The sequence below is a fragment of the Brevundimonas sp. SORGH_AS_0993 genome (assembly GCF_030818545.1).
In the GTDB taxonomy this organism is placed as follows: Bacteria; Pseudomonadota; Alphaproteobacteria; order Caulobacterales; family Caulobacteraceae; genus Brevundimonas.
In genome coordinates this window covers 799918-818284 of the sequence record NZ_JAUTAH010000001.1, presented here as the reverse complement: position 1 = coordinate 818284, position 18367 = coordinate 799918, and the positions used below count along the sequence as shown (strand labels likewise).

The following is an 18367-nucleotide window of genomic DNA, read 5'->3' as shown; positions in this document are numbered from 1 at the left end:
GCCGCGCACGCACCATGCCAGTGATCGGCCGCTCTTGCACCGCCAAGCCGTCGATTGGCGCTTGTCGGAATCCGCGGCTTGGGGCTTGCTGCACGCATGTTGCGGCGTCTCCTCGCGGTCCTGTCCTTCTGCCTGATCGCGGCCAGCGCCGTCGGGGCGCGCGCGGCGGGGCCGTGCCATACGAACGCCGACCTGTGGCGCGATCAGGGATTGAGCAACGCCATCTCCTACTATTCGCTGGAATGGGCGCCGTTTGGCGCGACCGAATGGGGATGGGAGACCTATCTGCCGCTGATCCAGCAGGAGCTTCACACCCGGTGCGGGCCGGGCACGCCGGTCTTCGCCTCGCAATTGGCCGGGTTTCAGCAGACGCACGGCCTGGCGCCGACCGGCCTGTTCGACAGCGCGACCTTTCAGGTCTTCAAGGGCGTCTGGCAGGAACGGCGGCCCTTCGTCATGGCCCGGACGCGCGGGGAATGCCCCGATCCGCCGCCGATCAATCAGCTGGGCTATCTGGTGGCTTCGGAAGAGCACGCCGACCGGCTGACGCGGCTGTTGCGGCGCGACGTGCTGGACGCCTATCGCCGGATGGCTGCGGCGGCGCGAGCCGAGGTTTCGGAAATCGCCGCCGATCCGGAGCTGTTGCAGATATTCTCAGGCTTCCGCGATCCGGAGGCGGATGCGGCGCGCTGCGCCAAGCAGGGCAATTGCGACGGCCTGCGGCGCGCCGTCTGTTCGGCGCACCGGACGGGCACGGCGGTCGATCTGTATGTGGGACGGGCGCATGGCCTGAACGTCGATTCGACGCTTCCGGCCAGCCGACAGGCCATGGCGCGCGGGGCGACCTATCGCTGGCTTGTGGCCAACGCCGGGCGGTTCGGCTTTGCGCCCTATGTCTTCGAGCCTTGGCATTGGGAGTATGTGCGGCCATGGGATCCTTCGTTCGCGCCCTGACGCCCGCAGAGGCGGCCCTGGCGCGCGAAGCCTTCGGCGGCGCCCTGCGGCTGGTCCGCATCCGACTGATCGGCTGGCCCTTCGCGCGGGCTTTCGTCGCCGGACGCTGGTTCGGGCGTGACTGGATCGTCTGGCCTCGGCGAAGCCTGGTCGCCGATTTCGCCGAGGCTTCGTCCCAGGTTCAGGGCGTGCTGGTGCATGAATTGACGCACGTCTGGCAGGCCCAGCAGGGCGTCAATCTGCTGATCGCCAAGCTCAAGGCCGGGGACCGCCCGGCGTCCTACGCCTATGTCGCCGACGACGGCTGCCGGTGGGCGGGGCTGAACATCGAGCAGCAGGCCATGGTGATGGAGCATCGTTTTCATGCGCGTCGGAGCGGTTGCGCGCCCGCAGAGCTGGCCTTCTACGACCGCCTTTGTCCGTTCGATGCATCGGAACCGCCCATGGGGCTTGAAACCGATCCAAGGACGCGCCAAGTTAGCAACGGTCGTTGTTGCGAATAGCGGCCTGCATCAATTCGGAGCCTCCACCATGCCCAAGATTCTCGTCCTCTATCATTCGACTTACGGCCATATCGAAGCCATGGCCGAAGCCGTCGCCGAGGGCGCGCGCGAGGTCGAAGGCGCCGTCGTCGACATCAAGCGCGTCCCGGAAACCGTGCCCGAAGAGCTGGCCAAGGCCTCGGGCTACAAGCTGGATCAGAAGGCGCCGATCGCCAAGATCGACGATCTCAAGGACTATGACGCCATCATCATCGGCGCCGGCACCCGCTTCGGCTCGGCCGCTTCGCAGATGCGCGCCTTCCTGGATCAGGCCGGCGGCCTGTGGTTCACGGGCGCTCTGATCGGCAAGATCGGCGGCGCCTTCACCGCCACGGCGACCCAGCACGGCGGTCAGGAAACAACCTTCCAGGGCCTGCACAACTTCTTCATGCACCACGGCATGCCGGTCGTGGGTCTGCCCTATTCCTATCAGGCTCAGATGACTCTGGACGCCGTCCACGGCGGTTCGCCCTATGGGGCGACGACGATCACCGGCGGCGATGGATCGCGTTTGCCCAGCGAAATCGAACTGGACGGCGCCAAGTTCCAGGGCAAGCATATCGCCGAGCTGGCCAAGAAGCTGCACGGCTGATCCGATGCGCCAGCCCGCTCTTTTCTTTGGCCACGGTTCGCCCATGAACGCGCTAGGCGGTCCTTTCACGGCTGCTTGGCGCGACTTGGGCGACGCGGTCGGCAAACCCAAGGGGGTGGTGATGGTCTCCGCCCACTGGGAGACGCGCGGGCTGGGCGTCACGGCGCAGGAAGAACCCGAAACCATTCACGATTTCGGGGGCTTTCCACGCGAACTTCATGAAATGCAGTATCCGGCGCGCGGGTCGCCCGCCCTGGCGGCCCGTGTGTCGGAACTGACCGGCGCCATCCAGACGCAGCAATGGGGGCTGGACCACGGAACCTGGTCGGTCTTGCGCCACGTCTGGCCTCAGGCGGACGTGCCGGTGGTGCAGTTGTCGCTGAACCGCGACCTGACGGGGCGTCAGCACTATACGCTGGCCAAGGCCCTTGCGCCGCTGAGGGACGAGGGAATCGTGATCGCCGGTTCGGGCGACTTCGTCCATAATCTGCGGACGTGGAAGCGCGACGCGGGGGCCGAACCCTATGCCTGGGCGACCGGGTTCAACGAGGCGGTGAAACACGCCTTCCTGATCGGCGACCACGAAGCGCTGATCGACTGGGTCGGCTTGGCCGAGGACGCCCAACTGAGCGTACCGACCGACGAACACTATCTGCCTGTCCTCTATATCGCCGCCCAGCAGCAGCCCGGTGAACCTGTCAGCTTCTTCAACGACAGCATCGACGGCGGTTCGATCTCGATGACGGGCGTGCGGATCGGCTGATCAGGTCGCCTCGACCATCTTCTGGATGGCGACATAGTCGGTCTTACCGGTGCCCAGGACCGGCACTTCGGCGACCTTGACGATCTTTTTGGGCACGACCAGTTCGGGGGCGCCGTTGGCGCGTGCCCATTCGGCCAGGGGCGCGACCTCGGCCCCGGCGTGGTCCGTGACCAGGACAAGTTTCTCGCCCTTGCGGCTGTCGGGGATGGAGACGACGGCGTGGCGCTGTTCCGGCCAGACGGCGCCGGCGATGCCTTCCACGGCGGTCAGTGAGACCATTTCGCCGCCGATCTTGGCGAAGCGTTTGGCGCGGCCCTTGATGGTGACATAGCCATCGGCGTCCACATCGACGATGTCGCCGGTGTCCAGCCACTCGTCGCCGACGACGTCCCAGGACAGGGGCTCGGCGGACGTCACATAGCCGCTCATGACGTTCGGCCCCTTCAGCAGCAGACGGCCGCCTCCCTCGATGCCTTCGACCGGCTCCAGCTTCCAGTCCATGCCCGGCAGGATCTGGCCGACGGTGCCCGGCGCGTTGCGGTCGGGATGGTTGACGGCGACGACGGGCGAGGCCTCGGTCGCGCCATAGCCCTCCAGCAATTCGACGCCGCCGAACTTGCTGTTGAACAGGGCGCGGGTCTCTTCGCGCACCTTCTCGGCGCCGGCCACGGCGAACTGAAGGGTGGCGAAGTCGTCGGGTTCCGCTACGCGGGCGTACTGGCTGAGGAAGGTGTCGGTGGCGAACAGGATCGACGCCTTCACCTGGGGCAAGAGGTCGGTGATCTGTTTGGCGTGCAGCGGCGACGGGTATTCGAACGCCTTCAGGCCCTGGAGCAGGGGCAGAATGACCCCGCCGGTCAGGCCGAAACAGTGGAAGGTCGGCAGGGGATTGAACATCACCCATTCCGGCTTCAGGTCGATATGGGCCGCCACCTGACGGGCGTTTGCGACCAGGTTCTTCTGGCTGAGGACCACGCCCTTGGGCGTGCCGAAGCTGCCGGAAGTGAACAGGACAACGCCCGGCGCGTCGGGATCGGTCCTGACGCGGAACCGCTTGGGCGCGGCGCCCGCCGCGAGACCGTACAGCTTGTCCTGAAGCCCGATGGTCTTGCGCACGTCGTCCAGCCAGACGATGTCGGCGACCGTCTTGAGCTCCACGATCAGATCGTCCAGCTTGGCCTGGTCGATGAAGCGTTTGGCGGTCAGCACCTTCTTGACGCCCGACGCCTGGATCGCCGCTTTCAGATTGGCCTCGCCGGCGGTGAAGTTCAGCATGACCGGCACGCGGCCGTGGGCGTGCAGGCCGAAGAAGGTGACGACAACGCCCATGGAGGACGGCAGCAGAATGGCCACCCGTTCGCCCAGGCTGGTCATGTGCGCGATCTTGCGGCCCAGAACGAAGGCCGCGCGGATCAGGCCGGTGTAGGTCAGGGGATGGCGGTCCTGGTCCTCCAGGATTTCCTTGTCGCCGAACTTCGCCCGCGCCTCGATCAGGGCGTCGATCAGCGATACGTCGTAGAGCGAGGAATCCAGGGGCTGGCGCAAGCGCGTCTCCTACGGAGGGCGTTCGAACCCTCTCTGTCATTGGGGCGTCAGTCATTAATGACGCCGGGTCATCTTGAAAAGATGCGTTACGGACCGTGAGGTCGGGGCGCCATCACGCCTGCGGGAGGTCTGTAACCCGGTTTGCCTTGCCTAAACGGCCGCAAAGTCCGAAATACCGCCCATGGTCACACTGATCGACACCCTGCAGCGCAAGCCGTCGGAACTGCGCCACCCGGAAAAGCAGAACCGGCCCGAAACGGTCGTTCTGAAAAAGCCCGACTGGCTGCGCGTGAAGGCGCCGGGGTCGGGCCAGTACAACGCCACGAAGGAGATCGTGCGCTCCAAGGGCCTTCACACCGTCTGTGAAGAGGCGGCCTGCCCGAACATCGGCGAGTGCTGGAGCCAGAAGCACGCCACCCTGATGATCATGGGCGACACCTGCACGCGGGCCTGCGCCTTCTGCAACGTGAAGACGGGCCTGCCGCAGCCGCTGGACCCGGAGGAGCCGGGCAAGGTGGGCCTGGCCGTCGCCCAGATGGGTCTGAACCATGTCGTCATCACCTCGGTCGACCGCGACGACGTGTCGGATGGCGGCGCAGCCCACTTCGCCGAGGTGGTGCGCCAGATCCGCCTCCAGGCGCCGAACACCACCATCGAGATCCTGACGCCAGACTTCCTGAGGAAGGACGGCGCGGCGGCCGTCATGATCGACGCCAGGCCGGACGTCTTCAACCACAACCTCGAAACCGTGCCGCGCCTGTATCTGAAGATTCGGCCCGGCGCCCGCTACTTCCATTCCCTGCGCCTGCTGCAGATGGTCAAGGAGCGCGATCCGAACCAGTTCACCAAGTCCGGCATCATGGTCGGCCTGGGCGAGACCAAGGAGGAGGTCATGCAGGTGATGGACGACATGCGGTCCGCCGGCGTCGACTTCATCACCATCGGCCAATACCTCCAGCCGACGCGCAAACACGCCGCCATCGACCGCTTCGTCACGCCGGAAGAGTTCAAGGCCTATGAGGCCATCGCGCGGGCCAAGGGCTTCCTGATGGTGTCGTCCTCGCCGCTGACGCGCTCGTCCCACCATGCCGGCGACGACTTCGCGCGGCTGAAGGCGGCGCGTGAGGCGCAGCTGCGCCGCTAGGACCGAATGGCCGTCCATCGCGTCACGCGCATATTGCCCTATGCGCCCCAGCAACTGGCCGATCTGGTGGCCGATGTTCGGACCTATCCCGACTTCGTGCCGTGGGTCACGTCGATGCGCGTCTGGAACCCCCGCGTCGAGACCGAGGGCGTGAGCGTTGTGGACGCCGAGGCGGGCGTGGGCTTCGCGGTGCTGAAAGAGCGGTTCTCGACCTGGGTGCGCCACGACCGCAATGCGCCCAAGGTCGAGGTCGGCCTGTTGCGCGGTCCGTTCAGGCATCTGAGGAACCGTTGGGAGTTCTTCCCGCATCCCGAAGGCACGCGGCTGGAGTTCATGATCGACTTCGCCTTCAAATCGCGGATGCTGGACCTGATGCTGTCGGCCAATTTCGACCGGGCGGTGGAAAAGCTGATCGGCTGTTTCGAGGCTGAGGCCAGGCGCAGGTATGGCGGATCATGAGCTTCGATTTCGACGCGGTCGTCGTAGGCGCCGGGGCCGTCGGCCTGGCCTGCGGTCGGGCGCTGTCGAGGCGGGGCCTGACGGTGCTGGTGCTGGAGAAGGAAGGCCACATCGGCCAGGGCGTCTCCTCGCGCAATTCCGAGGTCATCCACGGCGGCCTCTACTATCCCAGCGGCTCCCTGAAGGCGCGGTTCTGCGTGGAGGGGCGGCGGGCGCTGTATGCGTTTCTGGACAGCCGCAAGATCGACTATCGCCGCTGCGGCAAGCTGGTGGTGGCGACCGAAGAGGCCGAGGTCGAGCGGATTGAGGCCATTTTCGAACAGGCGACGGCGAACGGCGTCGAGGGACTGGCGCATCTGACGGGCGCCCAGGCGCGGAGGTTGGAGCCCGCGTTGAACGCCCACGCCGCCATCCTGTCGCCCGAGAGCGGCCTGTTCGACAGCCACGGCTATATGCTGGCCCTGCAAGGCGAGATCGAGGATGCGGGCGGGTCGGTCGTCGTGTCCGCCCCGTTCGAGGGCGCCGAGCCGCTGACGCGCGGCGGCTTTTCCATTCGGGTCGGAGGGGAGGGTGCGATGACCCTCGCCAGCCGCCTTCTGGTCACAGCGCCGGGCCTGTCGGCGCAAACCGTCGTGGCGGACATCGAGGGCTATCCGGCCCAGGACATTCCCGCCGGCCATTTCGGCAAGGGCGTCTATTTCCGTCTGACCGGTCCGGCGCCGTTCGATCGCCTGATCTATCCGCCGCCGATCCCCGGGGCGCTAGGCACCCACTATCGCAAGGACCTGGGCGGCCAGGCCGTGTTCGGACCTGACCTGGCCTATGTCGAGACCGAGGACTATTCGGTCGATCCGTCCAAGGCGGAAGAGTTCGCGCGTTACATCCGCCGCTTCTGGCCAGGCGTTAGCGCGCATCGGCTGACGCCGGATTACGCCGGCATTCGCCCCAAGCTGCACGGACCCGGTCAGCCTCAACCGGACTTCCAGCTTCATGGGCGCGAGCATCACGGAATCGATGGGCTGATGGCGTTGTTCGGCATCGAAAGTCCCGGCCTGACCAGTTCCCTGGCCATCGGCGAGGCGGTGGCCGCCGCCTTGACGGAGGTGCAATGACCGAGCGTGAAAAGATGCTGGCGGGCCTGCCTTACGATCCCGGCGATCCGGACCTGCGGGACGGACGCGCGCGGGCAGTCGGCCTGACCGTCGCCATCAACGCCGAACCGGACCGCGACCGCCGCAGCGTCCTGGTCAACGAACTGGTGCGCGCCGTCGACGGGCGGGCGATCATCATGCCGGGCTTCTTCTGCGACTATGGCGTCAACATCCATTTCGGCGCGCGCGCCTTCGTCAACGCCAACTGCGTCTTTCTGGACTGCGCCGAAATCCGTATCGGCGACAACTTCCAGGCCGGACCGGGCGTGCAGCTTCTGACCCCCGAACATCCTCTGGACGCCGTGGCCCGTCGTGGGGCGGAGACCGCGCGGCCCATCGTCATCGGCGACGACGTCTGGATCGGCGGCGGCGCCATAGTCCTGGCCGGCGTCACCATCGGCGATCGGTCGGTGATCGGCGCCGGCAGCGTTGTGACGAAGGACGTGCCGCCCGATGTGGTGGTGGTCGGCAATCCGGCGAAGATCGTGCGTCGTCTGACGCCCGCTTAAACGCCTTGAAATCGTCGCGCGGTTCATGCATAAGCCGCGCCTCGCGTGGCGGCTCTATCGGGCCGCCGCTATTGTTTTCGCGCCAGACAGGCTTCGGCTCTGGGCGGCGCCCGACTTAGAAGATTGAGACGGACATGGCCGTTCCGAAGCGCAAAGTATCCCCCTCGCGTCGCAACATGCGCCGCGCCCACGACGCCCTGACCTCGAACGTGTACGTCGAGGACAAGGACACCGGCGAGCTGAAGCGCCCGCACCACATCGACCTGAAGACCGGCACCTATCGCGGCCGTCAAGTCCTGACGCCCAAGGAAGACTAGGTCTTTCACGGCATCCGGTTTCGGCCGGACGATGATTTTTACGGCGCGCGGTGCCGCCGCGCGCCGTTTTCGTGCGTTCCAGACGGCGAAGCTTCCGCCTGGAGAACCTCCGATGATGATTCGTTTCGCCGCCATCGGCGTCCTTGGCCTCCTGACCCTGGCGGCCTGCGAGCAGCGCCAGGCAGAGCCTGCCGCGCCGGCGCCCGCTGCCGAAGCGCCGGCTGTTCAACCCGCCCTCGCCGATATTCTGACCGCAGACGGTCTGGGGCCGGCCCGGATCGGCATGACGCGGGCCGATCTGGTCAAGGCGTGGGGCGACGACGCCCAGCCCAACGCCGTCGGCGGACCCGATTCGCAAGCCTGCGACATCTTCCATCCCGCAAAGGCGCCCGAGGGCGTGCAGGTCATGGTTCAGGACGGGGTGCTGACGCGAATCACGCTGGCGCGCGGCGCGACCATCAAGACGGATCGCGGCTTGGGCCTGGGTGATACGGCCATGGCGATCAAACAGACCTATGGCGGCGCCGTCTTCGCCCAGCCCCACAAGTATCGGGCTGCGCCGGCCGAGGATCTGTTCGCCTGGTCTAAGGGCGGATCGACCGCCTATGTCACCGATCCGGCGGCGCGCGGCGTCCGCTATGAGATCGGCGAGGACGGCAAGGTCGCCATGATCCATGCAGGCGATCCGTCGATTCAACTGGTCGAAGGCTGTTCCTGAGTTCCGAACGCCACGGCCCCATTGGCGTTTGGCGGGGAGGCGGTTAAACGGTCAGACCTTCTTCCCGCCTTGAGCCAAAGAGCCGAGCCATGACCGACATCGCCGACATCGTCGCCCGCCAGATTCTCGACAGCCGGGGCAATCCGACGGTGGAAGTCGATGTGACGCTGGACGACGGCTCGTTCGGTCGTGCGGCCGTGCCGTCGGGCGCCTCCACCGGCGCGCACGAGGCCGTGGAACTGCGTGACGGCGACAAGGACGTCTGGGGCGGCAAGGGCGTCCAAAAGGCGGTCGACGCCGTCAACGGCGAAATCTTCGACGCCCTGTCCGGCATGGACGCCGAAGACCAGCGCCGCATAGACGAGGCGATGATCGCCCTGGACGGCACGCCCAACAAGGGTCGCTTGGGCGCCAACGCCATCCTGGGCGTGTCACTGGCCGTGGCCAAGGCCAGCGCCGTTTCGGCCAATCTGCCCTTCTATCGTTATATCGGCGGCGTTTCGGCCCGCGTCCTGCCGACCCCGATGATGAACATCATCAACGGCGGCGCCCACGCCGACAATCCGATCGACATTCAGGAGTTCATGATCCTGCCGACGGGTGCGGAGAATTTCACCGAGGCCCTGCGCATGGGCACGGAGATTTTTCACGCCCTGAAGACGCAGTTGAAGGATGCCGGTCACAACACCAACGTCGGCGACGAGGGCGGTTTCGCGCCGAACCTGGCCTCGGCCGACGAGGCGCTGAGCTTCATCACCAAGGCGGGGCAGGCGGCCGGCTATCTGGCGGGCGAGGACTTCCACCTGGGCCTGGACGTCGCCTCGACCGAGTTCTTCAAGGACGGCAAATACGTCATGACGGGAGAGGGCAAGACCGTCGACGCCGAGGGCATGGTCGCCTACCTGGCCGACCTGTGCGAGCGCTTCCCGATCGTCTCGATCGAGGACGGCATGGCCGAGGACGATTTCGACGGCTGGCGCCTTTTGACCGAACGCCTGGGCGACCGGGTCCAACTGGTCGGCGACGACCTGTTCGTGACCAACCCGGCGCGTCTGGCCGCCGGCATCGGCGAGGGGCTGGCCAACTCCATCCTGATCAAGGTCAACCAGATCGGCACCCTGTCCGAAACCCTGGACGCCGTCGATATGGCTCAGCGCGCAGGCTACACGGCCGTCATGAGCCACCGTTCGGGCGAGACCGAGGATTCGACCATCGCCGACCTGGCCGTCGCCACCAACTGTGGGCAGATCAAGACAGGCTCGCTGGCTCGTTCGGATCGGGTGGCCAAGTACAACCAACTGCTGCGCATCGAAGAGATGCTTGGCGACCAGGGCGTCTATTTCGGCGACGGCATGCTGCTGCGTTAGAACGCTGAATTCTCGGCGGAGAATCGACGTTCTTCGCCGAGAAACTTACGGTCAAGCTACAATTTGTTAGGCATTCTCGAGCACGGTTCCTGAACTGTGTTTTCGCGCTCAGAAGGAGCGTTGCGTGCTTGAACGAATGAAGCCTTATCGCCTGTCCCTAGCCCTGTTGCTTCTGGTCGCCTATCTCGGCGTTCAAGCGCTCACGGGGGAAAGGGGCCTGCTCAGCGGCGCCTCGCGCGACAGCCTCTTGGCTCAGCGCGCCGACCAATTGGCGCATCTGACCGAACAACGCCGCGACCTGGAGACGCGGGTTCGCTATCTGCGGTCCGACAGCCTGTCGCGTGATCTGCTGGAAGAACGTGCGCGCGCCGTCCTCGGATTTTCCGACCCGCGCGACTATGTCGTCCATGTACCGGCCCAGACGGCTCAGAGCTAAGCCGTCGCCGCGTTGAACTATTGTTACAGGCGACGCGGCCCCCCTTTGCGTTTCGGGAAGGAAGGCTGCTAAAGCCCCCTTCCGTAACGATAAGAAGGCGTCGCTCATCGGCGCCTAGCCGGGAGATGCCGGATGGCGAAAGCCCCAGCCAAGACTGCTCAGACGACCACGCCTGACAAACTGCCCAATGCGCCCACGGCGTCAAAGGAAGACCTGCTGCGCTTCTACCGCGAGATGGTCCTCATCCGCCGCTTCGAGGAGCGGGCCGGCCAGCTGTACGGCATGGGCCTGATCGGCGGCTTCTGCCACCTGTACATCGGCCAGGAGGCCGTGGCGGTCGGCGTTCAGGAGAGCGTCAAACAGGGCCACGACAAGATCATCACCGGCTACCGCGACCACGGCCACATGCTGGCCGCCGGAATGGACCCGAAGGAAGTGATGGCCGAACTGACAGGCCGAATCGGCGGTTCGTCCAGGGGCAAGGGCGGCTCGATGCACATGTTCGACGTGCCGACCGGATTCTATGGCGGTCACGGCATCGTCGGCGCCCAGGTCGCGCTGGGCACGGGCCTGGCCTTCGCCGGCAAGTACCGCGGCGACGATTCGGTGGCCTTCGTCTATTTCGGCGACGGCGCTTCGAACCAGGGCCAGGTGTACGAGAGCTTCAACATGGCCCAGCTGTGGAAGCTGCCGGCCATCTACATCATCGAGAACAACCAGTACGCCATGGGCACGAGCATCGAACGCTCGTCCTCCACGACGGAACTCTATATGCGCGGCGCCAGCTTCGGCATTCCGGGCGAACAGGTCGATGGCATGGACGTTCTGGCCGTGCGCGACGCCACCGCCCGCGCCGTGGCCCGCGCTCGCGCCGGCGAAGGCCCTTACATCCTGGAAGTGAAGACCTATCGTTATCGCGGCCACTCGATGTCCGACCCGGCGAAATACCGCACCAAGGAAGAGGTCGACGAGGTCAAGAAGACCCGCGACCCCATCGACCATCTGAAAATGCTGCTCTCGGCCGCCAAGGCGACCGAGGAGGAGCTGAAGGCCATCGACGCCGAGATCAAGGCGATCGTGGCCGAAGCCGTGCAATTCGCTCAAGAGAGCCCGGAGCCGGATCCGTCCGAGCTCTATACCGACGTCTACGTGGAGGCCTGATCCGTGACCGACATTCTGATGCCGGCGCTGTCCCCCACCATGGAAGAGGGCACGCTGACCAAATGGCTCATCAAGGCCGGCGACACCGTGTCGGCCGGCCAGGTGATCGCCGAGATCGAAACCGACAAGGCCACGATGGAAGTCGAGGCCGTGGACGAGGGCGAGGTTCTGGAAATCCTGGTTCCCGAAGGCTCGGAGAACGTGAAGGTCAATACGCCCATCGCCCGACTGGCGGGCGAGGACGGGGCCGCTGCGCCTGCGCCGAAGACGGAATCGGCCAAGGCTCAGGCTGATTCGCCCAAGGCCACCGCTGAAGGCAAGACCGGCGATCCCGAGAAGGCCCCGGCCCAGACGGCCTCGCCCAAGGTCGAACTGCGCGATCCGGAAATCCCGGCCGACGCCAAGCTGGTCAAGACCACCATCCGCGACGCCCTGCGCGACGCCATGGCCGAGGAAATGCGCCGCGACGAGAAGGTGTTCCTGATGGGCGAGGAAGTCGCCCAGTATCAGGGCGCCTATAAGGTCAGCCGCGAACTGCTGCAGGAGTTCGGCGACCGCCGCGTCATCGACACCCCGATCACCGAGTACGGCTTCGCCGGCGTCGGCGTCGGCGCCGCCATGGCGGGCCTGAAGCCGATCGTGGAGTTCATGACGTTCAACTTCGCCATGCAGGCGATCGACCACATCATCAACTCGGCGGCCAAGACCCTGTATATGTCGGGCGGCCAGATTCGCTGTCCGATGGTGTTTCGCGGCCCGAACGGCGCCGCCAGCCGCGTGGGTGCCCAGCACAGTCAGGACTATTCGGCCTGGTACGCCCAGGTCCCGGGCCTGAAGGTCATCGCCCCCTATGACGCGGCCGACGCCAAGGGCCTGCTGAAGGCGGCGATCCGCGACCCCAACCCCGTCGTCTTCCTCGAACACGAGATGATGTACGGCCTGGAGTTCGACGTGCCGGAGGTCGAGGACTGGATCGTGCCGATCGGCAAGGCCAAGGTCCGCCGCGAAGGCAGGGACGTCACGATCACCGCCCACAGCCGCATGGTCGGCTTCGCCCTGCAGGCCGCCGAGAAGCTGGCCGAAGAGGGGATCGACTGCGAGGTCGTGGACCTGCGAACCCTGCGCCCGCTGGACACCGACACCATCATCGACAGCGTCAAGAAGACCAACCGCCTAGTTTCGGCCGAAGAAGGCTGGGGCCGGATGGGCGTCGGCGCCGAGATCGTAGCCTGCGTCATCGCCGAAGCCTTCGACTATCTGGACGCCCCGCCGCTGCGGGTTCACCAGGAAGACGTGCCGCTGCCCTACGCCGCCAATCTGGAAGCTCTGTCGCTGCCGGGCGTGGACAAGATCATCGCAGCCGTGAAGCAGGTGATGGCATGACCGACATCCTGATGCCCGCCCTGTCTCCGACCATGGAGGAGGGCGTTCTGGCCAAGTGGCACGTCAAGGTCGGAGACGTCGTCTCCGCCGGCGACGTGATCGCCGAGATCGAGACGGACAAGGCCACGATGGAAGTCGAGGCGGTCGACGAGGGCGAAATCACCGACATTCTGGTCGCGGAAGGCACGGAAGGCGTGAAGGTCAATACGCCCATCGCTCGCCTGAAAGACGAGGGCGGCGCTGCAGCTCCCAAGCCAGCCGCCAAGACGGAGGAGGCCCCCAAGGCCGAAGCTGCTCCGGCCGCTGAAGCGCCCAAGGCCGCAGCGTCCGTTGCAACGGCGACGCCTGCGCCCAAGGCGGACAACAAGACGTCTGGAGGCGACCGCATATTCTCCTCGCCCCTGGCCCGCCGCATCGCGGCCCAGAACGGGGTGGACCTGAAGACCATCAAGGGCACCGGCCCGCACGGCCGTATCGTCAAGCGCGACGTGGAAGGAGCGCCGAAGGGCGCGGCCCAGCCGGCCGCCGCTTCCGCTGCGTCGTCTTCGACCGCCGCCGAGCCGCGCAAGGCCCAGTCGCTGGCCCAGATGGGCATTCCGGACGGCAGCTACGACCTGATCCCGCTGGACGGCATGAGGAAGGCCGTCGCGCGCCGGATGGTCGACAGCATCCAGAACGTGCCGCACTTCCCGCTGTTCATCGACTGCGAGATCGACCAACTGATGGCGGTTCGCGCCAAGGTCAACAAGATGCTGGAGCCGCAAGGGATCAAGGTCTCCGTCAACGACTTCGTCATCAAGGCCGCCGCCCTGGCGCTGAAGCTGGTGCCGGAGGCGAACGCCTCCTACACGCCCGAGGGCATCGCCATGCACCACAACGCCGACGTCTCCATGGCCGTGGCCATCGACGGCGGCCTGATCACTCCGATCATCAGGAAGGCCGAGACCAAGGGCCTGGCGCAGATCGCGACCGAGTCCAAGGACCTGGCCAAGCGCGCCCGCGACCGGAAACTGAAGCCGGAAGAATTCCAGGGCGGCACCTTCTCGGTGTCCAATCTGGGCATGTACGGCATCAAACAGTTCACCTCGATCATCAACGAGCCCCAGGGCTGCATCATGAGCGTGGGCGCGGGCGAACAGAGAGCCGTGGTCAAGAACGGGCAGGTGGTTCCGGCCACCGTCATGACCGTGACCCTGACCTGCGATCACCGCGTGGTGGACGGGGCGACCGGCGCTCGCTTCCTGCAGGCGTTCAAGCCGCTGATCGAAGATCCCGTCGCGATGCTGGCGTAGGGGAGAGGAAGTCATGACCTCGGTCTATGACTTCTCCGCCCGCGCCATCGACGGCACGGAGGTTTCGCTCGACCGCTTTCGTGGTCAGGCGCTGCTGATCGTCAATACGGCGTCCAAATGCGGCTTCACCGGCCAGTATGCGGGGCTGGAGACGCTGCACCGCGCCTTCGCCGACCGGCCGTTCGAGGTGCTGGGTTTTCCCTGCAACCAGTTCGGCGAGCAGGAGCCGGGCAGGGCGGCGGAGATCGCCGCCTTCTGCGCGACCAGTTTCGACGTGACCTTCCCCCTGTTCGACAAGGTGGAGGTCAACGGGCCGAACCGGCATCCGCTCTACGCCTGGCTGACCGAGCAGAAGCGCGGCTTCCTGGGCTCCAAGGCCATCAAATGGAACTTCACCAAGTTCCTGACCGACCGCGAGGGCAGGGTGGTCGCCCGCTATGCCCCCCAGACTGAACCCGAGGCCATCAAGGCCGACATCGAGAAGTTGATCTAATGGCTGCTGAATTCGATCTCGTCGTCATCGGCTCGGGCCCCGGCGGTTACGTCGCGGCCATTCGCGCAAGCCAACTGGGCCAGAAGGTCGCCATCGTCGAGCGCGAGAACCTGGGCGGCATCTGCCTGAACTGGGGCTGCATCCCGACCAAGGCCCTGCTGAAGTCGGGCGAGAAGTTCGAGAGCCTGAGCCACTTGAAAGACTACGGCCTGTCCGCGTCGGGCGCGTCGTTCGATTTCGACGCCATCATCCAGCGTTCGCGCGGCGTCGCAGCGACGATGAACAAGGGCGTGGCCTTCCTGATGAAGAAGAACAAGATCGAGGTGATCGAGGGTTCGGCCAAGCTCGAAAAAGGCGCGGCGGCTCCGAAGGTGGTCATCGCGCTGAAGGCCGGCGGTTCGCGCACGGTCGAGGCCAAGTCGGTCATGCTGGCCGTCGGCGCCCGCGCCCGCGCCTTGCCGCAGATCGGTCTGGAGGCTGACGGCGACAAGATCTGGGCCTACCGCGACGCCCTGGCGCCCAAGACACTGCCCAAGACCTTCGTGGTCATCGGTTCGGGCGCCATCGGCATCGAGTTCGCCAGCTTCTACCGCGCCCTGGGCGCCGAGGTGACGGTCGTGGAGGCGGTGGACCGCATCATGCCGGTCGAGGACGAGGAGGTCTCCAAGGCCGCCCAGAAGTCGTTCGAGAAGCGCGGGATCAAGTTCAAGGTCGGCGCCAAGGTAACGAAGGTCTCCAAGACCGCTTCGGGCGTGAAGGTGGACATCGAGGTCGGCGGAAAGGCCGAGGCTCTGGAAGCCGAGGTCTGCATCTCGGCCGTGGGCATCACCGCCAACACGGACGGCATCGGGCTGGAGGCCCTGGGCGTCGAACTGGACCGCGGCCACATCAAGACCGACAGCCACTGCCAGACCAATGTGAAGGACCTTTACGCGATTGGCGATTGCGCCGGCGCGCCCTGGCTGGCGCATAAGGCGTCGCACGAAGGCATCCACGCCGCCGAACACATCGCCGGCTACAAGACGCCGAACGTCCATTCGCCCATCGCCGGCTGCACCTACGCCCAGCCGCAGGTCGCCTCGGTCGGCGTCACGGAACAGGCCGCCCGCGCCGAGAAGCGCGAGGTCAAGATCGGCCGCTTCCCGTTCCGCGTGAACGGCAAGGCCGTGGCCGCCGGCGAGATCGACGGCTTCGTAAAGGTGATCTTTGACGCGGCAACCGGCGCCCTGATCGGCGCCCACATGATCGGCCACGAAGTGACCGAGATGATCCAAGGCTACGTCACCGCCATCGCCATGGAAGCGACCGAGGAAGACATCCACGGCATCGTCTATCCGCACCCGACCATGTCGGAAGCGATGCATGAGGCGGCTCTGGACGCCTATGGGCGGACGATCCACCTGTAGAATGACCCACTCCGCTCATCCCGGCGAAAGCCGGGACCCAGACCTTTGAGCGATCGGCGAGCCGATTAAGCGAGCCGCTCGCCCCGCGCACCCTGTCCGGCGAAAGAACTGGGTCCCGGCTTTCGCCGGGATGAGCGGGATGGGGGCAGCGCTACCGCTTCTTCCCCAACTCCGCCGCGATGTCCTTGGTCATGCGGCCGACCTTGCGGTGGGCGGCGGTGATCTGGTCCCGGGTCACGCCCCAGCGTTTCATCCAGTATTCGACGGCCTGACGCTCTGACAGGTCCAGCCGGTCCTTGTCGATGAAGCCGCGTTTGTCCTTCAGACCCGCCATGATTGCAATCCCGGTTGAACGGTCATGATGCTCGGTTGGGACCGAATGCGCCAGCGTCCTGCGTGATCATGCTGATGGGGATGCGAGCGTGGGCCCAAAGGTCCATTGGGAAGCCGTTCTGCGTTGCATGAGCCGCCTGTTGCGGCAAAGATCGGCGCATTCGGGATTTGTCTGCTAGTCGGGGAAGAGGAATGAGTATTGTGATCAAATCGATAGCCCTCGCGATCGTTGCGGGATGTTTGGCTACCGAAACTCAGGCCCAGGTCCGAACCTGGATTGTGGATGACAGTCCCGAATGGCCCGTCCGGGCTTTCGATCAGAGTACGCTGACGATCAATGACGGCGTCGCCAGTGTTCTGGTCTTCGCCGGCTGGAACGCTCCGGTCCGTCGGTCAGAAGGGACCTATGATTTCGTCCTCAACCAAAGCGAAATCGACTGCCGGGGCAAACGCCTCCGCCATCTCGAAGGGGTGGGGTTCCGGTACGGCGCCAATACCCCATCGTATCAACAGACCGAAGCCGAAGGCTGGCAGACCATGGACCCCGCATCAAGATGGGCGAACTTCATGTCGTTGATCTGCAATGCCACGCCCGGTTACAGCAATCCCTATGGACGAAGCACGGTCGAGGTCATCCGCCTGGCGGAAGGGCGGCTGTCCCGCTGATCTTGCCGCATGAGGGCGTCAGCCGAGCGTCTGGAGTCTGATCACGCAAGCCGGCCCTCGGCGAAGAAGGCCTCCATCCGGACCTCCCAGGGGGCCACGTCGAAGCCGGTCTCGGCCAGCCAGGCGTCGCTGAAATAGGTCGAGGCGTAGCGGTCGCCGTGATCGCACAGGATGGAGACGATCGAACCCGCTTCACCCGCCTGCGCCATTTCCTGGGCCAGTTGGACGCAGGCCCACAGGTTGGTGCCGGTCGAGCCGCCGCAGGGACGGCCCAGACGCCGGCTGAGGACGCGCGTGGCGGCGATGGAGGCGACGTCGGGGACGACGATCATCCGATCCACCACATTGGGTATGAAGGACGGCTCGACCCGCGCCCGGCCGATGCCTTCGATCCGGGACGGGCGATCGGCGCTGCTCTGGATCGTCGGATCGGCCCAGTGACGGTGGAAGACCGAGGCCTCCGGGTCGGCGACGCAGATGCGGGTGTCGTGGCGGTTGAAGCGGGCGAAGCGGCCGATGGTCGCCGAGGTGCCGCCCGTGCCCGCGCCGCAGACGATCCAGCGAGGGACGGGGCAGGGTTCGCGTCGCATCTGGGCGAAGATGGATTCGGCGATATTGTTGTTGCCGCGCCAGTCCGTCGCGCGCTCGGCATAGGTGAACTGATCCATGTAGTGCCCGCCCAGTTCGTCGGCGAGCCGCTGACTCTCGGCGTAGGCTTCGCCTGGCACATCCACGAAATGGCAGCGCCCGCCGTAGAATTCGATGGCGGCGATCTTTTCCTGTGCTGTCGAGCGCGGCACTACGGCGATGAAGGGCAGGTTCAGCATCCGGGCGAAATAGGCCTCGGACACGGCGGTCGAGCCGCTGGACGCCTCGATGATTGTCATGCCCTCGCCGATCCAGCCGTTGCTGAGGGCGTAGAGGAACAGAGACCGGGCCAGCCGGTGTTTCAGACTGCCGGTCGGGTGGCTGGATTCGTCCTTCAGATACAGGGCGATATTCGACAGGGCCGGCATGTCGACCGGGATCAGATGGGTGTCGGCCGAGCGGTTATAGTCCGCCTCGATCCGCCGCATGGCCCAGCTCAGCCAGGCGCGATCGACAATAGGGCGGGCAGGGGCGGGCATGGCGGACTC

At 65.8% G+C, this 18367-nt stretch carries 21 protein-coding genes; 18 read left to right on the top strand and 3 right to left on the bottom strand.

Annotated features, from left to right (window positions below):
* Window positions 1-96 precede the first annotated feature (96 nt).
* From QE389_RS04145 to ygiD, 4 genes are read left to right on the top strand one after another with little or no spacing between them, the layout of a single operon-like run.
* Complete coding sequence (locus QE389_RS04145) at window positions 97-954, top strand: M15 family metallopeptidase (protein ID WP_307364822.1); 858 nt, start codon at window positions 97-99, stop codon at window positions 952-954.
* Window positions 930-1457 (top strand): hypothetical protein, encoded by a 528-nt coding sequence (locus tag QE389_RS04140; protein WP_307364821.1) that lies wholly within the window; start codon window positions 930-932, stop codon window positions 1455-1457. Before QE389_RS04145 ends, QE389_RS04140 begins: the two co-directional genes overlap by 25 nt.
* 28 nt (window positions 1458-1485) lie before the next feature.
* Window positions 1486-2088 carry an NAD(P)H:quinone oxidoreductase gene (gene wrbA, locus QE389_RS04135; protein ID WP_307364820.1) on the top strand — a complete coding sequence of 201 codons (603 nt, stop codon included), beginning with the start codon at window positions 1486-1488 and terminating at the stop codon, window positions 2086-2088.
* A 4-nt stretch (window positions 2089-2092) separates the two neighbouring features.
* On the top strand, window positions 2093-2851 hold the full coding sequence (gene ygiD, locus QE389_RS04130) for a 4,5-DOPA dioxygenase extradiol (RefSeq protein WP_307364819.1): 759 nt from the start codon (window positions 2093-2095) through the stop codon (window positions 2849-2851).
* Here ygiD and QE389_RS04125 read toward each other — a convergent pair whose 3' ends face one another.
* Window positions 2852-4396: an AMP-binding protein gene (locus tag QE389_RS04125; RefSeq protein ID WP_307364818.1), complete on the bottom strand. Its 1545-nt coding sequence runs from the start codon at window positions 4394-4396 to the stop codon at window positions 2852-2854.
* Window positions 4397-4577: 181 nt separating this feature from the next.
* Here QE389_RS04125 and lipA point away from each other — a divergent pair, with 181 nt between their 5' ends.
* The 13 genes from lipA (at window position 4578) to lpdA (ending at window position 16232) form a co-directional block, all read left to right on the top strand.
* Window positions 4578-5540 (top strand): lipoyl synthase, encoded by a 963-nt coding sequence (lipA, locus tag QE389_RS04120; protein ID WP_307364817.1) that lies wholly within the window; start codon window positions 4578-4580, stop codon window positions 5538-5540.
* A 6-nt stretch (window positions 5541-5546) separates the two neighbouring features.
* Window positions 5547-5999, top strand: a complete 453-nt coding sequence (locus QE389_RS04115) for a type II toxin-antitoxin system RatA family toxin (RefSeq protein ID WP_307364816.1) — start codon at window positions 5547-5549, stop codon at window positions 5997-5999.
* Window positions 5996-7111, top strand: a complete 1116-nt coding sequence (locus tag QE389_RS04110) for an NAD(P)/FAD-dependent oxidoreductase (RefSeq protein WP_307364815.1) — start codon at window positions 5996-5998, stop codon at window positions 7109-7111. Before QE389_RS04115 ends, QE389_RS04110 begins: the two co-directional genes overlap by 4 nt.
* Window positions 7108-7659: a sugar O-acetyltransferase gene (locus QE389_RS04105; RefSeq protein WP_307364814.1), complete on the top strand. Its 552-nt coding sequence runs from the start codon at window positions 7108-7110 to the stop codon at window positions 7657-7659. Before QE389_RS04110 ends, QE389_RS04105 begins: the two co-directional genes overlap by 4 nt.
* Before the next feature lie 134 nt (window positions 7660-7793).
* Window positions 7794-7976 carry a 50S ribosomal protein L32 gene (rpmF, locus tag QE389_RS04100; RefSeq protein ID WP_054765894.1) on the top strand — a complete coding sequence of 61 codons (183 nt, stop codon included), beginning with the start codon at window positions 7794-7796 and terminating at the stop codon, window positions 7974-7976.
* A 112-nt stretch (window positions 7977-8088) separates the two neighbouring features.
* Window positions 8089-8694 carry a hypothetical protein gene (locus tag QE389_RS04095; RefSeq protein WP_307364813.1) on the top strand — a complete coding sequence of 202 codons (606 nt, stop codon included), beginning with the start codon at window positions 8089-8091 and terminating at the stop codon, window positions 8692-8694.
* An 89-nt stretch (window positions 8695-8783) separates the two neighbouring features.
* A complete protein-coding gene (gene eno, locus QE389_RS04090; RefSeq protein ID WP_307364812.1) occupies window positions 8784-10061 on the top strand; it encodes a phosphopyruvate hydratase in 1278 nt (425 codons plus the stop codon).
* A 136-nt stretch (window positions 10062-10197) separates the two neighbouring features.
* Window positions 10198-10497, top strand: a complete 300-nt coding sequence (locus tag QE389_RS04085) for a septum formation initiator family protein (RefSeq protein ID WP_307368907.1) — start codon at window positions 10198-10200, stop codon at window positions 10495-10497.
* A 132-nt stretch (window positions 10498-10629) separates the two neighbouring features.
* Window positions 10630-11658 (top strand): pyruvate dehydrogenase (acetyl-transferring) E1 component subunit alpha, encoded by a 1029-nt coding sequence (gene pdhA, locus QE389_RS04080; RefSeq protein WP_307364811.1) that lies wholly within the window; start codon window positions 10630-10632, stop codon window positions 11656-11658.
* A gap of 3 nt (window positions 11659-11661) precedes the next feature.
* Window positions 11662-13041 carry a pyruvate dehydrogenase complex E1 component subunit beta gene (locus QE389_RS04075; RefSeq protein ID WP_307364810.1) on the top strand — a complete coding sequence of 460 codons (1380 nt, stop codon included), beginning with the start codon at window positions 11662-11664 and terminating at the stop codon, window positions 13039-13041.
* Window positions 13038-14333 (top strand): pyruvate dehydrogenase complex dihydrolipoamide acetyltransferase, encoded by a 1296-nt coding sequence (locus QE389_RS04070; protein WP_307364808.1) that lies wholly within the window; start codon window positions 13038-13040, stop codon window positions 14331-14333. The genes QE389_RS04075 and QE389_RS04070 overlap by 4 nt, the downstream gene beginning before the upstream one ends.
* A 13-nt stretch (window positions 14334-14346) precedes the next feature.
* Window positions 14347-14826 carry a glutathione peroxidase gene (locus tag QE389_RS04065; protein WP_307364807.1) on the top strand — a complete coding sequence of 160 codons (480 nt, stop codon included), beginning with the start codon at window positions 14347-14349 and terminating at the stop codon, window positions 14824-14826.
* Window positions 14826-16232 (top strand): dihydrolipoyl dehydrogenase, encoded by a 1407-nt coding sequence (lpdA, locus tag QE389_RS04060; protein ID WP_307364806.1) that lies wholly within the window; start codon window positions 14826-14828, stop codon window positions 16230-16232. Before QE389_RS04065 ends, lpdA begins: the two co-directional genes overlap by 1 nt.
* Before the next feature lie 151 nt (window positions 16233-16383).
* Here the strand turns inward: lpdA and QE389_RS04055 are convergent, their stop codons facing one another.
* Window positions 16384-16566 carry a DUF3606 domain-containing protein gene (locus tag QE389_RS04055; protein WP_047413801.1) on the bottom strand — a complete coding sequence of 61 codons (183 nt, stop codon included), beginning with the start codon at window positions 16564-16566 and terminating at the stop codon, window positions 16384-16386.
* 191 nt (window positions 16567-16757) lie between these two features.
* Between QE389_RS04055 and QE389_RS04050 the strand changes: the two genes are divergently transcribed.
* Window positions 16758-17231 (top strand): surface-adhesin E family protein, encoded by a 474-nt coding sequence (locus QE389_RS04050; protein ID WP_307364805.1) that lies wholly within the window; start codon window positions 16758-16760, stop codon window positions 17229-17231.
* A gap of 41 nt (window positions 17232-17272) precedes the next feature.
* Here the strand turns inward: QE389_RS04050 and QE389_RS04045 are convergent, their stop codons facing one another.
* Window positions 17273-18358 (bottom strand): PLP-dependent cysteine synthase family protein, encoded by a 1086-nt coding sequence (locus QE389_RS04045; RefSeq protein ID WP_307364804.1) that lies wholly within the window; start codon window positions 18356-18358, stop codon window positions 17273-17275.
* Between the last annotated feature and the right edge of the window lie 9 nt (window positions 18359-18367).

Coding starts and splice junctions, on each gene's coding strand:
- QE389_RS04095 (WP_307364813.1), top strand. CDS start 8,089: ATGATGATTCGTTTCGCCGCCATCGGCGTCCTTGGCCTCCTGACCCTG.
- QE389_RS04140 (WP_307364821.1), top strand. CDS start 930: ATGGGATCCTTCGTTCGCGCCCTGACGCCCGCAGAGGCGGCCCTGGCG.
- rpmF (WP_054765894.1), top strand. CDS start 7,794: ATGGCCGTTCCGAAGCGCAAAGTATCCCCCTCGCGTCGCAACATGCGC.
- eno (WP_307364812.1), top strand. CDS start 8,784: ATGACCGACATCGCCGACATCGTCGCCCGCCAGATTCTCGACAGCCGG.
- QE389_RS04115 (WP_307364816.1), top strand. CDS start 5,547: ATGGCCGTCCATCGCGTCACGCGCATATTGCCCTATGCGCCCCAGCAA.
- lpdA (WP_307364806.1), top strand. CDS start 14,826: ATGGCTGCTGAATTCGATCTCGTCGTCATCGGCTCGGGCCCCGGCGGT.
- QE389_RS04105 (WP_307364814.1), top strand. CDS start 7,108: ATGACCGAGCGTGAAAAGATGCTGGCGGGCCTGCCTTACGATCCCGGC.
- QE389_RS04085 (WP_307368907.1), top strand. CDS start 10,198: ATGAAGCCTTATCGCCTGTCCCTAGCCCTGTTGCTTCTGGTCGCCTAT.
- lipA (WP_307364817.1), top strand. CDS start 4,578: ATGGTCACACTGATCGACACCCTGCAGCGCAAGCCGTCGGAACTGCGC.
- wrbA (WP_307364820.1), top strand. CDS start 1,486: ATGCCCAAGATTCTCGTCCTCTATCATTCGACTTACGGCCATATCGAA.
- QE389_RS04055 (WP_047413801.1), bottom strand. CDS start 16,566: ATGGCGGGTCTGAAGGACAAACGCGGCTTCATCGACAAGGACCGGCTG.
- QE389_RS04070 (WP_307364808.1), top strand. CDS start 13,038: ATGACCGACATCCTGATGCCCGCCCTGTCTCCGACCATGGAGGAGGGC.
- QE389_RS04045 (WP_307364804.1), bottom strand. CDS start 18,358: ATGCCCGCCCCTGCCCGCCCTATTGTCGATCGCGCCTGGCTGAGCTGG.
- QE389_RS04065 (WP_307364807.1), top strand. CDS start 14,347: ATGACCTCGGTCTATGACTTCTCCGCCCGCGCCATCGACGGCACGGAG.
- pdhA (WP_307364811.1), top strand. CDS start 10,630: ATGGCGAAAGCCCCAGCCAAGACTGCTCAGACGACCACGCCTGACAAA.
- ygiD (WP_307364819.1), top strand. CDS start 2,093: ATGCGCCAGCCCGCTCTTTTCTTTGGCCACGGTTCGCCCATGAACGCG.
- QE389_RS04145 (WP_307364822.1), top strand. CDS start 97: ATGTTGCGGCGTCTCCTCGCGGTCCTGTCCTTCTGCCTGATCGCGGCC.
- QE389_RS04050 (WP_307364805.1), top strand. CDS start 16,758: ATGAGTATTGTGATCAAATCGATAGCCCTCGCGATCGTTGCGGGATGT.
- QE389_RS04110 (WP_307364815.1), top strand. CDS start 5,996: ATGAGCTTCGATTTCGACGCGGTCGTCGTAGGCGCCGGGGCCGTCGGC.